Origin of the sequence: Pseudomonas sp. NPDC079086 (assembly GCF_044542155.1) — a bacterium.
Taxonomy (GTDB): domain Bacteria; phylum Pseudomonadota; class Gammaproteobacteria; order Pseudomonadales; family Pseudomonadaceae; genus Aquipseudomonas.
On the sequence record NZ_JBITTY010000002.1, the window covers coordinates 957,604 to 971,638 of the forward strand.

Annotated in this window: 16 protein-coding genes; 2 read left to right on the top strand and 14 right to left on the bottom strand. The window is 58.5% G+C overall.

Going from position 1 to position 14,035, the window contains the following annotated elements; genetic code table 11:
* Positions 1-14 precede the first annotated feature (14 nt).
* Both ccmB and ccmA read right to left on the bottom strand, forming a co-directional pair.
* Entirely contained in the window at positions 15-686 is a 672-nt protein-coding gene (gene ccmB, locus ACIGEK_RS14185) for a heme exporter protein CcmB (protein WP_397493908.1), read from the bottom strand.
* The gene (ccmA, locus tag ACIGEK_RS14190; RefSeq protein WP_397493909.1) at positions 683-1,318 is read right to left on the bottom strand and encodes a cytochrome c biogenesis heme-transporting ATPase CcmA; all 636 of its coding nucleotides are present in this window, start codon (positions 1,316-1,318) and stop codon (positions 683-685) included. The genes ccmB and ccmA overlap by 4 nt, the downstream gene beginning before the upstream one ends.
* Positions 1,319-1,481: 163 nt before the next feature.
* Between ccmA and ACIGEK_RS14195 the strand changes: the two genes are divergently transcribed.
* Together ACIGEK_RS14195 and ACIGEK_RS14200 are read left to right on the top strand one after the other, a co-directional pair.
* Positions 1,482-3,026 carry a flagellar hook-length control protein FliK gene (locus ACIGEK_RS14195; RefSeq protein ID WP_397493910.1) on the top strand — a complete coding sequence of 515 codons (1,545 nt, stop codon included), beginning with the start codon at positions 1,482-1,484 and terminating at the stop codon, positions 3,024-3,026.
* Complete coding sequence (locus tag ACIGEK_RS14200) at positions 3,023-3,349, top strand: EscU/YscU/HrcU family type III secretion system export apparatus switch protein (RefSeq protein WP_397493911.1); 327 nt, start codon at positions 3,023-3,025, stop codon at positions 3,347-3,349. Before ACIGEK_RS14195 ends, ACIGEK_RS14200 begins: the two co-directional genes overlap by 4 nt.
* Positions 3,350-3,370: 21 nt before the next feature.
* Here ACIGEK_RS14200 and ACIGEK_RS14205 read toward each other — a convergent pair whose 3' ends face one another.
* The 12 genes from ACIGEK_RS14205 to fleN all read right to left on the bottom strand — a co-directional run bounded on the left by ACIGEK_RS14205 (position 3,371) and on the right by fleN (position 13,981).
* Positions 3,371-3,775 (bottom strand): DUF2802 domain-containing protein, encoded by a 405-nt coding sequence (locus ACIGEK_RS14205; RefSeq protein ID WP_397493912.1) that lies wholly within the window; start codon positions 3,773-3,775, stop codon positions 3,371-3,373.
* A 3-nt stretch (positions 3,776-3,778) separates the two neighbouring features.
* Positions 3,779-4,258 (bottom strand): chemotaxis protein CheW, encoded by a 480-nt coding sequence (locus ACIGEK_RS14210; RefSeq protein ID WP_090252131.1) that lies wholly within the window; start codon positions 4,256-4,258, stop codon positions 3,779-3,781.
* 105 nt (positions 4,259-4,363) lie between these two features.
* Positions 4,364-5,203 (bottom strand): CheW domain-containing protein, encoded by an 840-nt coding sequence (locus tag ACIGEK_RS14215; protein WP_397493913.1) that lies wholly within the window; start codon positions 5,201-5,203, stop codon positions 4,364-4,366.
* A gap of 87 nt (positions 5,204-5,290) precedes the next feature.
* Positions 5,291-6,079, bottom strand: a complete 789-nt coding sequence (locus ACIGEK_RS14220; protein ID WP_304864316.1) for a ParA family protein — start codon at positions 6,077-6,079, stop codon at positions 5,291-5,293.
* A 51-nt stretch (positions 6,080-6,130) separates the two neighbouring features.
* The gene (motD, locus tag ACIGEK_RS14225; protein WP_397493914.1) at positions 6,131-7,000 is read right to left on the bottom strand and encodes a flagellar motor protein MotD; all 870 of its coding nucleotides are present in this window, start codon (positions 6,998-7,000) and stop codon (positions 6,131-6,133) included.
* Between the two features lie 12 nt (positions 7,001-7,012).
* Complete coding sequence (locus tag ACIGEK_RS14230; protein ID WP_397493915.1) at positions 7,013-7,753, bottom strand: flagellar motor protein; 741 nt, start codon at positions 7,751-7,753, stop codon at positions 7,013-7,015.
* Positions 7,753-8,868 (bottom strand): chemotaxis response regulator protein-glutamate methylesterase, encoded by a 1,116-nt coding sequence (locus tag ACIGEK_RS14235; protein ID WP_397493916.1) that lies wholly within the window; start codon positions 8,866-8,868, stop codon positions 7,753-7,755. The genes ACIGEK_RS14230 and ACIGEK_RS14235 overlap by 1 nt, the downstream gene beginning before the upstream one ends.
* A gap of 43 nt (positions 8,869-8,911) precedes the next feature.
* Positions 8,912-11,116, bottom strand: a complete 2,205-nt coding sequence (locus ACIGEK_RS14240) for a chemotaxis protein CheA (protein WP_397493917.1) — start codon at positions 11,114-11,116, stop codon at positions 8,912-8,914.
* Positions 11,117-11,127: 11 nt separating this feature from the next.
* On the bottom strand, positions 11,128-11,916 hold the full coding sequence (locus tag ACIGEK_RS14245; RefSeq protein WP_397493918.1) for a protein phosphatase CheZ: 789 nt from the start codon (positions 11,914-11,916) through the stop codon (positions 11,128-11,130).
* A gap of 19 nt (positions 11,917-11,935) precedes the next feature.
* Positions 11,936-12,310 carry a chemotaxis response regulator CheY gene (locus ACIGEK_RS14250; RefSeq protein ID WP_178091816.1) on the bottom strand — a complete coding sequence of 125 codons (375 nt, stop codon included), beginning with the start codon at positions 12,308-12,310 and terminating at the stop codon, positions 11,936-11,938.
* Positions 12,311-12,407: 97 nt separating this feature from the next.
* Positions 12,408-13,154: an RNA polymerase sigma factor FliA gene (gene fliA, locus ACIGEK_RS14255; RefSeq protein ID WP_167145311.1), complete on the bottom strand. Its 747-nt coding sequence runs from the start codon at positions 13,152-13,154 to the stop codon at positions 12,408-12,410.
* Positions 13,151-13,981, bottom strand: coding sequence for a flagellar synthesis regulator FleN (gene fleN / locus ACIGEK_RS14260; protein WP_090252106.1), 831 nt, complete (start codon positions 13,979-13,981; stop codon positions 13,151-13,153). The genes fliA and fleN overlap by 4 nt, the downstream gene beginning before the upstream one ends.
* Positions 13,982-14,035 lie beyond the last annotated feature (54 nt).

Sequence of the window (14,035 nt, forward strand, 5' to 3'; positions counted from 1 at the left end):
TTCAGGCTTATTGTCTACTCAGCGACACTGATCGTCAGACCAGCGGCGATGGCAAAAGGTGTCAAGGTCACCGCCAATGCGGTGAGGCTGGCCAACCACAACAGGTGGCCGACCGCCGGCAATCCTTGCAGGCTGGCTTGTAACGCACCGCTGCCGAGAATCAGCACCGGGATGTACAACGGCAAAATCAGCAGCGCAAGCAACAGGCCGCCACGTTTGAGGCCTACCGTCAGCGCCGCACCGACTGCACCCAGCAAGCTCAGCACCGGCGTACCGAGCAGCAGCGAGATCAGCAACACCGGCAGGCAGCGCCCTGGCAAACCAAGCATCAGCGCAAGCACCGGCGCCAACAGCACCAATGCCAAGCCTGAGAACAGCCAGTGTGCCAGCACCTTGGCCAGAACCAGAAGAGCCAGGGGGTGCGGCGAAAGGACCCACTGCTCCAGCGAGCCATCCTCAAAATCGCTGCGAAACAGCCCGTCAAGCGAGAGCAGCACGGCCAGCAGGGCCGCTACCCACACCAGTCCAGGCGAAAGGCTTTGTAACAACTGCGTCTGCGGGCCCACCGCCAGCGGGAACAGGGCAATCACAATGGCGAAGAACACCAGCGGGTTGGCCAACTCAGCCGGGCGACGAAACAACAGACGCGCCTCACGGGCCAGCAATAGGCTAAAGACATTGCTCATAACGGACGCTGCCCCAGATCAAGCTCGCGGTAACCGGCCGGCTTGACCGTCAATTCATGGTGCGTGGTCAACACCACCAGGCCGCCCTGCTGACAATGCGCAGCCAGATGATTCTCCAGCTGCGCCACCGCTGCCTTATCCAGCGCGGTAAACGGCTCATCCAGCACCCACAGCGGTGGCCCCGGCAGGTACAAACGCGCCAGCGCGACACGGCGTTGCTGCCCGGCGGACAGGGTGTGACAGGGTACATCCTCGAAACCGCATAACCCTACCGCCGCCAGCGCCTGCCAGATGGCATCGCGCTCAGCGGGTTGATGCAAGGCGCAAAGCCAGGTGAGATTTTCCTCGGCAGTCAGCAAGCCCTTGATGCCAGCGGCATGGCCGATCCACAGCAGGTTGCGCGCAAGCTCAGCCCGTTGCGCGGACAACGGCAGACCATTGAGCCGGATCTCGCCAGCCGTCGGTTGCATCAAGCCGGCGAGTAAACGCAGCAGGCTGGTCTTGCCACTACCGTTAGGGCCGGCCACCTGCAGCATCTCACCGGGAACCAGACGCAGCTCCAGACGCTCGAAGAGCATGCGCCAGTCTCGCTCACAGGCGAGCGCCACGGCTTCGAGAAGAGGACTGGTCAAGGCATCGGCACCTAAGATGGATGGCAAAAGCTGTTCAAGTCGGCAGAGTCTTGGCCGCTATACTGACGCAAGTGGAATGCGCAGCCGAACCAGACGGGGCGCGATTATACATGCCCAACCTCGCCTCCCGCAGTGGGCATTTTCGACAGGGTGTAACCCGCCAATGAGCGAAATCAGCAGCCCACGGCCTATTGCGCCGACGCCTCCCAGCACTCGACCCAACGCCATAGCGGCTGACTTGGCGGTGAAACTGCTGCAGCCCATGCAGGGCCTGCTGGCCAGCGGTGAAACCGCCAAGGCCGAGGTTATTGCCCTCAAGGAAGTCGCGCAGAGTTTTCAGATGCTGCTCAAGCTAACGTTGAGCAACGGTAGCCAGACCACCCTGGAAGCCAGCAGCCCGCGTCCGCTTGCCCAAGGCACATCCCTGGCCGTAACCGCCCTGTCGGAAACTCGCCTGGCCCTGTCCGTACTGATGGGCGGTGAAAAAACCCTGACCAGCCTGGACCTCGACCAGTTACCGGTTGGTACCCTGCTGCAGGGCAAGGTAGTGGCTCGCGAACAAATACTGCAAACACGCTCGCAGCAGGTGATCTACAAGGTGCTGGTCAGCCTGCTCAACACGCCGTTGGCTGGCAGCAAGCTGTCTCTGGAAACTCCATTGGCACTCCCCTTGGGCAGCCTGCTCAGCGCTCAGGTACAAGGTAGCCAAGCGTTAAACTTCATGCCGCTAAGCGGCCGTCTGGATCAGCTCGCGCTGAGCCAGCAATTGGGCAGCCAAAACAACCGCCAAGGCTCCCTGGAGGGTTTGTTTAGCGCCCTGCAAGGGCTGCGCGGCAATGCCGAGATGAGTGAAGGACTGCGCACCAGTATCGACAAACTCTTCGGCGCCCTGCCCGACGCCACTCAACTGAGCACCCCAAAAGGCCTGGCCACGGCCCTGGAAAACAGCGGCATCCTATTGGAAAGCAAATTGCTCAGCGGCCAGGGCCAGGCGCTGCCAACCGACCTGAAAGCTAATCTGCTACGCCTGATCACTCAATTGCTACCTAACCTGTCAGGCGCCGCACCGTTGGCCACTGCCAATGCTGGCTCCGCCCTGGCCCAAGCGATGCCAGCACTGGCCCGCGACCTGCTAGGCAGCCTGGGCAAAGCCACTAGCCGCCAGCAAGCGTTGAACTTCCCACTGCCCTCACGCCTGCTGCAGGCGATGGAAGGTGAGGCTGACCTGGAAACCCTATTGAAGCTCGCCGCCGCAGCCATCTCACGCCTGCAGACCCACCAGCTCTCCAGCCTGGCGCAGAGTCAGGTCGGCCCAGACGGCAACCTGTTGACCACCTGGCAACTGGAACTGCCCATGCGCAACCAACAGGAGCTGGTGCCGCTGCAGGTAAAAATCCAGCGCGATGAAAGCAACCCGCAAGGCAAGCCCGAGAAAAAGGAAACCCTGTGGAAAGTCGAGCTTGCCTTCGACCTTGATCCACTAGGGCCTCTACAAGTGCAGGCGCAACTGGCCCGCGGTCGCCTTTCGAGCCAGCTGTGGGCCGAACGCAGCAGCACCGTCAGCCTGATCGATGCGGAACTGGACAACCTACGCCAGCGCCTAAACGCTGCCGGTGTTCAGGTTGGCGAATTGGCCTGCAGCCAGGGCACGCCGCCACGCGGGCCGCGCACAACCCTGGAACAACGTTGGGTGGATGAAACCGCATGAAGAAGACCGCGCCACGCCAAGCCATCGCCCTCACCTACGACGGCCAGAATGCGCCAGTACTCAGTGCCAAAGGCGATGATGAGCTGGCCGAAGCCATTCTGGCCATCGCACGCGAATACGAAGTACCGATCTACGAGAATGCCGAACTGGTGCGCCTTTTAGCGCGACTGGAACTGGGCGATGCGATTCCAGAGCAGCTGTATCGCTGTATCGCGGAGATCATCGCCTTTGCCTGGTACCTGAAGGGTAAAGCGCCGGCCGGCAGTGAACGTGATGGCGATATCACGCCGCCGCTACGCCTATTGGAAGGCCCGGCACATTGAGTGTTTTTTAGGATTGGGGAATCAGGAACGCTGCAGTTTGGCCTGTTGCATCTTGCTGACCAACTCAGCCTCGGCCTTACTCAGACCGCAGGACTGGGTCAAATCATCCACGCTGGCACCCATGCCAGCTAAACGCGCAGCCTGGGTAAAGGACAGGCTGCTGGGGTCACGCTGCTCAATCTGATTGAGCTTGTCCGGTAACGGCGCAACGACCCTGCGCAACTCATGCAACTCCTCGCCCATCTGCACGCTACCGGTCAGGTAGGCATCCAGCCGCCGGCTGAGCTCCTTGAGCCGCCGGTCTCGCACGGCATCACGCTCGCCCTGTAGCTTTATGCTGTCGCGCAACCGCCGGGCCAGCCAGACGCATGCACCTATCAGCCCCAGACAAACTAAGGCCAGCGCGACCAGCAGCGCGTCGAGCATGGCTTAGATGCTCTCCAGATCGGACCACTCTTCTTCGCTCATCATCTTGTCCAGCTCGACCAGAATCAGCAGCTCGCCGTTCTTGTTGCAAACGCCCTGGATAAACTTGGCAGACTCGTCGTTGCCAACGTTCGGCGCGGTCTCCACTTCCGACTGACGCAGGTAAACCACTTCGGCCACGCTATCGACCAAGATGCCAACCACCTGTTTGTCAGCCTCGATAATCACGATACGGGTGTTATCGGTCACCTCAGTGGAGTCGAGGCCAAAACGCTGACGCGTGTCGATCACGGTCACCACGTTGCCGCGTAGGTTGATGATGCCAAGCACATAGCTCGGAGCACCCGGCACAGGAGCAATCTCGGTATAGCGCAAGACTTCTTGGACCTGCATCACATTGATGCCATAGGTTTCGTTGTCCAGACGGAACGTCACCCACTGCAGAATCGGATCATCAGAACCTTGTGCAGAACTTTTCTTCATGTCCCTAGCCTCGTCATGAACCGCTCGCGGCGGCGATCGCGGGTGTATACCCCGCTGTGATTACTATAGATGCAAAGCTGCGCACATCGCACAGCCCGGCGCTATTCAATGCATCTGGTTCGCGGCCATGCGTTTAGCCGCACCACTGGCAATCAATTCCGCCAGGGATGCGACATCTAGCAAAGCGCACATATGTTCAATAACCGTACCCGCCAGCCACGGACGCTGTGTGCGCTGGCTGCGCCATTTGACCTCGTTGGGGTCGAGACGAATAGAGCGACTGACTTGATGCACCGCCAGCCCCCACTCATAGCCCTCAACAGAAATCACATACTGCAAACCTTCGCGAAAATCATCGCGGTAACGATCCGGCATCACCCAGCGCGCGGTATCCAGCACCTTCAAGTTGCCGGCCTGGGACGGCAGTATGCCGAGAAACCAGTCTGGCTGGCCAAATAATGGCGTAAGTTCCTGGCCTTCCAGGGGGTAAATTGAGCCTAGGCATACCAGCGGAACAGCTAGCGTCAGCCCGGCAACATCAAACAGCAGACACTCGAAAGGCCCCTGAGCCCACTCAGGCCGGCCCTGCAGCACCGGCTCAGGCACCACCAGCACCTGCGGAGCAGGCTGCATAGCCTCGACCACCACAGGGGCTGCAACCACCTCCTGCGGCGGTTCAACCTGAACTTCAATTTTCGGCGCAGGCATCTCGATGGTAGGCAACACCAACGGCCGCGGCGCCAGCTCAATCACGGGCTTGACCGTCACAGCTTGTACCTGCGGCATGGTGCGGGCATCGCGCACCTGCTCTTCCAGCACCGCAGCCTCAAACTCATCCAGAGTGATGCTTTCGGCAAACTCGACCGCAGCCTCCTGCAGCAAGCCGTCCAAATAGGACTGCAAGGCCAGTTGCGAACGTGTAGCGGTGGCTAGGGGACGACTCATGAATACAACCCGCAATAACAATCTGTACAGACTATCGGCCGCGCTAGCGACAGACTTGAGCCTATATCTTCAGCATAGCCGTTCATCTCAAGCGACCTGTGCGGCAATCTGCTGCGACAACAGGTGTTTGAGCAACGCCCGGTAGGCGATTACCCCTCGGCTATTGTTGTCGAACGTTGACGGTGTAAGCCCCGCTCGGCTGGCATCACGCAAGCGTGTATCCACCGGAATATAGGCCGGCCACAGATGCTCAGGGTAAGTATTGCGCAACACCCGCAGTGTACCCATGGAGGCCTGGGTACGCCGGTCGAACAGGGTCGGTACGATGGTATAAGGCAACGCCTGCTGACGCGAACGGTTGATCATCGCCAGGGTATTGACCATGCGTTCCAGACCTTTGACGGCGAGAAACTCAGTCTGCACCGGAATCACCAGCTGCTGGCTGGCGGCCAGAGCGTTGACCATCAGCACGCCAAGCAAGGGCGGGCTGTCGATCACCGCATGGTCGAAATCTTGCCAGAGCTGCGCCAGACTCTTGGCAATCACCAGGCCCAGGCCGCTCTGTCCAGGCGACTGGCGCTCCAGCGTGGCCAGCGCAGTACTCGACGGCAACAGGGAGATGCGCTCATTGCTCGTAGGCAACAGCAATTGCTGCGGCAAGCCACGCGGCACGCTGCCCTTATGCTGAAACAGATCGAAACTGCTGTGCTCCAGGCTGTCCGGGTCGTGCCCGAAATAGCTGGTCATCGACCCATGGGGATCGAGATCGACGATCACCACACGCTTGCCAGCATCAGCCAACAGGCCTGCCAGAGCGATTGATGTGGTGGTCTTGCCGACTCCACCTTTTTGATTGGCTACTGCCCAGACTCTCATCGTTATCATCCTCCCGGTACAGCTACAGCCTGACCGAGAACGGGGCCACCCTTATGGGGCCGGCGACGGGGGATTGACGGCACCCGTTTGCGGGGCCGGCGCTGCCGGGGCTGGTGCAGGTTGCGTGCCAGCCCGCTGCAAGGCCGCATCGGGTTTGGCATTGGCGCTGCCGACACCACTCACACTACGGCGCACATCTAGATTGCGCGAGATTACCAACACCACCCGCCGATTACGCCCGCGCCCCTCGGCGGTGGTGTTATCCGCAACAGGCTGGAACTCACCATAACCGACTGCTGCAAGCCTACTGGGGTTGACCCCATCAATAGTCAGCATACGCACGATACTGGCAGCCCGCGCGGTAGAGAGCTCCCAGTTGGTCGGGAACTGGGCTGTTTGAATCGGTAGGTTGTCGGTAAAGCCTTCCACGTGAATTGGGTTTTCGTAAGGTGCCAGAATTTTGGCTACTTTTTCGATAATGTCGAAAGCCGCATTGTTGGGTATGGCGTCGCCGCTGGTAAACAGCAGGCTGGAGCTGAGTTCAATCTCAATCCACAACTCATTGCCACTGACCTTGAGCTGTTCGGACTGAATCAAGTCACCGAATGCCTCACGCACGCTGCTGGCAATGCTCTGCAGATCATCGGCGGATGACTGCGCACTTTCCTCATCCACCAGCGAACGATCCGGCTCAGTGGTGCGCGGCCGCTCCTCACCCACCGGAATCGGTTTGATGGCCCGATCAGGCTGATTGAACACCCCAGTCAGGCTGTCCGAAAGAATTTTGTACTTGCCTTCGTTAATCGAGGAAATCGAATACATGACCACAAAGAACGCGAACAGCAAGGTGATGAAGTCGGCATAGGACACCAGCCAACGTTCGTGGTTTTCATGTTCTTCTTGATGACGCCTGCGGGCCATTTGGTATCCCCATCAATCCATAAAGCCTTGCAGCTTCAATTCGATGGAGCGCGGGTTTTCACCCTCTGCAATCGACAAGATACCCTCGAGCAGCATCTCGCGGTAACGCGATTGGCGCTGAGCGATAGCCTTGAGTTTGTTGCCAATGGGCAGCAGCAGTAAATTGGCAAAACCCACGCCATAGATGGTCGCCACAAAAGCCACGGCAATCCCACTGCCAAGCATGCTCGGGTCGGCCAGGTTGCCCATCACGTGAATCAGCCCCATCACCGCACCGATAATGCCAATGGTCGGCGCGTAGCCACCCATGCTTTCAAACACCTTGGCAGCCTGAATATCGCGACCTTCCTGGGTGTACAGATCAACTTCAAGAATACTGCGAATGGCCTCAGGCTCTGCGCCATCGACTAACAGCTGCAAGCCTTTGCGGGCATAAGGGTCGGCTTCAACATCGGCCACTGCCTCAAGGCCAAGCAGGCCTTCCTTGCGCGCGGTCATACTCCAGCCAACCACCCGGTTGATGCCGCCGGCCAGGTCCACACGCGGCGGAAAAAAGATCCAACCAATGATTGCCAAAGCCCGCTTGAACACGTTCATCGGCGCCTGCAAAAACGCCGCACCCAGGGTGCCGCCAATCACAATCAGCGCAGCAGGCCCATTGAGTAGAGCTGCAGCATGGCCGCCTTCGAGGTAGTTGCCGCCAAGGATCGCGACAAATGCCAGGATGACCCCAATAAGGCTCAGTACATCCATTAAATGCAGGTCTCCGCCAAGTGCCTGCCGATATCATCCAGTGAGTAGATGGCGTCGGCCAGGTTGGCTTTGACGATGGCCATAGGCATGCCGTAGATCACGCAACTGGCTTCGTCTTGCGCCCACACCTGGCTGCCACCCTGTTTGAGCAAGCGCGCGCCTTCACGGCCGTCCGCGCCCATACCGGTCAGCACCACCGCCAGCACCTTGTCGCCATAGGACTTGGCCACCGAACCGAAGGTGATATCGACACAAGGCTTGTAGTTAAGGCGCTCATCACCAGGAAGGATTTTCACCACACCGCGTGCATCGACCATCATCTGCTTGCCGCCTGGCGCCAGCAGCGCTAGGCCGGGGCGCAACACATCACCGTCCTCGGCTTCCTTGACACTGATGCGGCACAACTTGTCGAGGCGCTCGGCAAAGGCCTTGGTGAAAGCAGCAGGCATATGCTGGATCAGCACAATTGGCGCAGGAAAATTAGCCGGTAACTGGGTCAGTACACGCTGTAGCGCCACCGGCCCACCGGTCGAGGTACCAATCGCAACCAACTTATAGGATTTACGCTTAGGCGCAGCACTGACAACAGCTGGCGCGGGAGCCGCAGCAGGGCGGGCCAAGGTGCTAGTGGTAGTTGCAGGACGTGCCGCAGGCTTGGTTGGCGAAGCAGATGTCGTGGCAGGCGCTGCCACAGGAGGCGGACTCAAACTACGACGGTTACTGCGCGCAATGGTATGAATTTTTTCGCAGAGCAGCTGTTTAACCCGCTCCGGGTTGCGCGAGATATCCTCGAAATTCTTCGGTAGGAAATCCACCGCTCCGGCTTCCAGCGCATCCAGCGTAACGCGAGCGCCCTCGTGGGTCAGCGAGGAAAACATCAACACCGGCGTCGGGCAGCGCTGCATGATGTTACGCACAGCCGTGATGCCATCCATCATCGGCATCTCGTAATCCATGGTGATCACATCGGGCTTGAGCGCCTGGGCCTGTTCGATGGCTTCACGGCCGTTAGTGGCGGTGCCGATTACCTGAATGTTTGGGTCGGCTGAAAGAATTTCCGACACGCGCCGACGAAAAAAACCGGAGTCATCAACCACCAACACCTTAACAGCCATAAACACTCCTAAGCGGCGCGACAGATAGCTGCGCCGCTAACAATCAGATACGCCGGGCATAACGTTTAAGCATGCTCGGCACGTCAAGAATCAGGGCAATACGTCCATCACCGGTAATGGTCGCGCCCGACATGCCTGGAGTGCCCTGCAGCATTTTGCCCAGCGGCTTGATCACCACTTCTTCCTGGCCGACCAGCTGATCGACCACAAAGCCGATACGTTGACTGCCAACGGTGAGAATCACCACATGCCCCTCGCCTTGCTCGACGTGGGCGGCACTGCCGATCAGCCAGCGCTTGAGGTAGAACAGCGGCAGGGCCTTGTCACGCACAATGACCACTTCCTGACCGTCGACCACATTGGTTCGCGACAGGTCGAGGTGGAAGATTTCGTTGACGTTGACCAGCGGGAAAGCAAACGCCTGATTGGCCAGCATCACCATCAGCGTCGGCATAATGGCCAGAGTCAGCGGCACCTTGATGACGATTTTCGAGCCCTGGCCCTTAACCGAAAACACGTTGACCGTGCCATTAAGCTGGGAAATCTTGGTTTTCACCACGTCCATGCCCACACCGCGACCGGAAACATCGGAAATCTCGGTTTTGGTCGAGAACCCCGGTGCGAAGATCAGGTTGTAGCACTCGAATTCGTTGAGACGGTCGGCGGCATCTTTATCCAGCAGACCTTTTTCTACAGCCTTGGCCCGCAGCTGATCGGCATCCATACCTTTGCCGTCATCGGAGATCGACAGCAGGATATGGTCGCCCTCCTGCTCGGCGGACAGGATCACCTTGCCGCCACGTGGCTTGCCTGAAGCTTCACGCTCTTCCGGGGTTTCAATACCGTGGTCGACCGCGTTGCGCACCAAGTGGACCAACGGATCGGCCAGCGCCTCGACCAGGTTCTTGTCGAGGTCGGTTTCTTCGCCGACCAGTTCCAGATTGATCTCTTTTTTCAAGTTGCGCGCTAGATCGCGGACCAAGCGTGGGAAGCGTCCGAAGACCTTTTTGATTGGCTGCATGCGGGTTTTCATTACTGCGGTCTGCAGATCAGCCGTTACCACATCCAGATTAGACACCGCCTTGGACATGGCCTCATCGCCACTGCTGGCGCCCAGACGCACCAGGCGGTTACGCACCAGCACTAGCTCACCGACCATGTTCATGATTTCATCCAGCCGCGCGGTATCAACCCGCACAGTGGTTTCCGCCTCGCTAGGCGGCGCAGCTTTCTCGGCTGCAGGCGCGGCTGCCGGAGCAGCAGGCGCCTTGGCCGGCTCCGTTTTAGCTGCAGGTTTTGCAGCTGGCTTGGCAGCGACCTTTGCAGGCTCCGCAGGCTTAGCTACTGGAGCTGCCGGAACTGCTGCAGGCTTGATCGCCTCAGGCTCAACAAACTTGCCTTTGCCATGCAGCTGATCAAGCAGTGCTTCGAACTCGTCGTCGGTGATATCACCGCTCGGGGGTGCTGCAGGCTCAGACTTGGCCGCTGGCGCGGCGGGTGCCGATACAGGTGGCGGAACAAACTGACCCTTACCATGCAACTGATCGAGCAGCGACTCGAATTCATCATCGGTGATTTCATCGCCAGACGCCGCTACTGGCTTGGCCGGAGCAGGTGCAGGTGCAACATCAGGGGCCACAAACTGGCCTTTGCCATGCAGCTGATCGAGCAATGACTCGAATTCATCATCAGTAATTTCATCACTGCTAGCAGCGCTCGGAACTTGCGCCGGAGATTCATCCAAGGCGCCCAGCAAATGCTCGAACTCACTGTCCGTGATATCGCCTGCGGTCTCAGCAACTTCAGGTTCAGGTTCAGGCTCAACGTGCGCTTCAGCCGACACAGTGTCTTCTGCGCCAGCCGGCTCAGCCAAACGGGCTAAGGCGGCCAGCAGCTCAGGGGTGGCGGGGGTTAGATCGGTACGCTCACGCACCTCGGTAAACATGCTGTTGACGGCATCCAGTGCTTCCAGCACCACATCCATCAACGCGGAGTCGACGCGCCGCTCACCCTTACGCAGGATGTCGAAGACGTTTTCTGCGATATGGCAGCATTCCACCAGCTCATTGAGCTGGAGAAAACCGGCACCACCTTTGACGGTATGAAACCCGCGAAAGATAGCGTTGAGCAGATTCATGTCATCCGGGCGACTTTCCAGCTCTACGAGCTGCTCGGACAGTAGTTCAAGAATCTCGCCGGCCTCTACCAGGAAGTCCTGGAGGATTTCTTCATCGGCGCCGAAGCTCATAAGACGTGCTCCTAAAATCCCAGGCTGGAAAGCAGGTCGTCGACATCATCCTGATTGGATGCGACGTCTTCACGCTTATCGGCATGAATCTGCGGACCTTCACCACGCGAAGGCTCTTTTTGTTTTTCTTGTTCGGCGCGGAGCAACTCGTGGTTGTGCTCAATGCCGGCAAATTGGTCCACCTGACTGGCCATCAGCACCAGTTTCAGCAGGTTGCTTTCCACTTCGGTAACCAGCTGCGTTACACGCTTGATCACCTGCCCTGTAAGGTCCTGGTAGTCCTGAGCCAGCAGAATGTCGTTGAGGTGCCCGGATATCTTGGCGCCATCACGCTCGCTACTAGCTAGAAACAGCTCAACACGCTTGGCCAACTCACGGAAGCCATCGGCGCTCATCTCGCGGCGCATAAAGCGCCCCCAATCAGCGCTCAGGCTATGTGCCTCACTACTGAGGTCATTAACCAATGGGGCACTCTGCTCAACCAGATCCATGGTGCGATTGGCCGCTTTTTCGGTCATCGTCACCACGTAATTCAGCCGTTCAGTGGCATCGGTTATTTGCGAAACCTCCGTGGCATGCGGCATATGGGGGTCGAGCTGGAAATTGACGATGGCGTTGTGCAGCTCACGCGTCAGCTTGCCGACTTCGTGATACAGACCACGGTCACGCGCCTTGTTGAGCTCATGTATCAGCTGTACCGCTTCACCAAAGTTGCCTTGTTCCAGGCTATCTACCAGTTGGCGAGCGTTGTGTTTCAGGGTCGACTCAAGGTCACCCTGAACGGAATCTTTATGTTCCATAGCACCCTCATGGCAGACATCAGCCGTTGACCCGCTCGAAGATTTTCTCGATCTTCTCTTTCAGCACTTGGGCGGTGAACGGTTTAACTACATAACCGTTAACCCCAGCCTGGGCTGCTTCGATGATCTGATCGCGCTTGGCTTCTGCAGTAACCATCAACACCGGTAGCGTTTTCAGGCGTTCATCTGCGCGAACCGCACGCAGCAGGTCGATACCCGTCATACCGGGCATGTTCCAGTCAGTCACCAGAAAATCGAAACTGCCGCTCTGGAGCATGGGCAGCGCGGTGACGCCATCATCGGCTTCCGCTGTGTTGGTGAACCCCAAGTCACGCAGGAGGTTCTTGATGATCCGTCGCATCGTTGAAAAGTCATCAACGATGAGGATTTTCATGTTCTTGTCCAAGTCGACCTCCGTACAGTCCCAAACGCACCCAGCAACCTGTATGCGCTTTTAATCGTGAAACCGGCCCAGCGTTAGCAAATGCAACTCAATGTGCGCGCCACTCGCCCAGACGAGCGCGTAAACGAGCGGCACACTGACTGTGTAGTTGGCTTACACGTGATTCGCTAACCCCCAACACCTCGCCGATCTCTTTAAGATTCAATTCTTCATCGTAATATAGCGCTAACACTAGACGCTCGCGCTCCGGCAGGTTGGCAATAGCATCTGCCAAGGCCGCCTGAAAGCGTTCATCTTCCAGATCACGAGAAGGTTCGAGGTGGTTGCTGCCAGCGTCTTCACCCAGCCCGCCGTGCTCGCCGTCCTGCAACAGGTCGTCGAAACTGAACAGGCGGCTGCCTAAAGTGTCGCCAAGAATGCCGTAGTAATCCTCGAGACTCAATTGGAGTTCGGCCGCAACCTCTTGATCTTTAGCGTCTCTGCCAGTTCTAGCCTCAATTTTTCTAATCGCATCACTGACCATGCGGCTATTGCGATGCACCGAGCGTGGCGCCCAGTCACCTTTGCGCACCTCATCGAGCATCGAACCACGAATGCGAATACCGGCGAATGTCTCGAAACTGGCGCCTTTGCTGGAGTCGTATTTTTTTGACGCTTCGAGCAGACCGATCATACCGGCCTGGATCAAGTCGTCGACCTGCACATTGGCCGGCAGACGGGCCAACAGGTGATAGGCAATGCGTTTGACTAGGGGCGCGTAGCGCTCGATCAACTGGTGCTGGGAGTCCTGCGCCTGCGCCTTGCTATACATACGAAGTCCAGAGGCTGCTGTCATATGGCCGTGTCCGCGATCGGTTGCTGCACCAGACGCTCAACGAAAAACTCCAAATGACCGCGCGGGTTAGCCGGTAACGGCCAGGCGTCGACTTTCTGGGCTATCGCCTTGAACGCCAGCGCGCACTTCGAGCGCGGGAAGGCTTCGTAGACCGCGCGCTGCTTCTGCACGGCCTTGCGTACTGACTCGTCGTAAGGCACTGCACCTACATACTGCAGGGCAACATCGAGAAAGCGATCAGTCACTTTAGTCAGCTTAGCAAAGAGGTTGCGACCTTCCTGCGGGCTGTGGGCCATATTGGCCAATACGCGAAAACGATTCATGCCGTGGTCGCGGTTGAGCAGCTTGATCAGCGCGTAGGCGTCGGTAATCGACGTGGGCTCATCGCACACCACCACCAACACTTCCTGGGCCGCGCGCACGAAGCTGACGACACCATCACCAATACCGGCGGCGGTGTCGATAATCAGCACATCGAGGTTGTCGCTGATATCACTGAAGGCCTGGATCAGCCCGGCATGCTGCATGGGCGATAGCTGCACCATGCTCTGAATGCCAGACGCTGCTGGCACGATACGAATGCCGCCAGGCCCCTGCAGCAACACATCACGCAGTTCACACTCGCCGCTGATGACGTCTTCCAGGGTGCGTTTAGCGCTTAGGCCAAGCAGCACATCGACGTTGGCCAAGCCCAAGTCGGCGTCCATCAGCATTACCCGGCGGCCGAGATCAGCCAGGGCCAACGCCAGGTTCACCGAGACGTTGGTCTTACCGACGCCACCTTTGCCGCCGGTCACCGCAATCACCTGTACGGGATGCATACCCATGTTTTCTAACACCTTGTCTAACTTCGACTGGAGCCACTTGGTCGGCTAAGCACG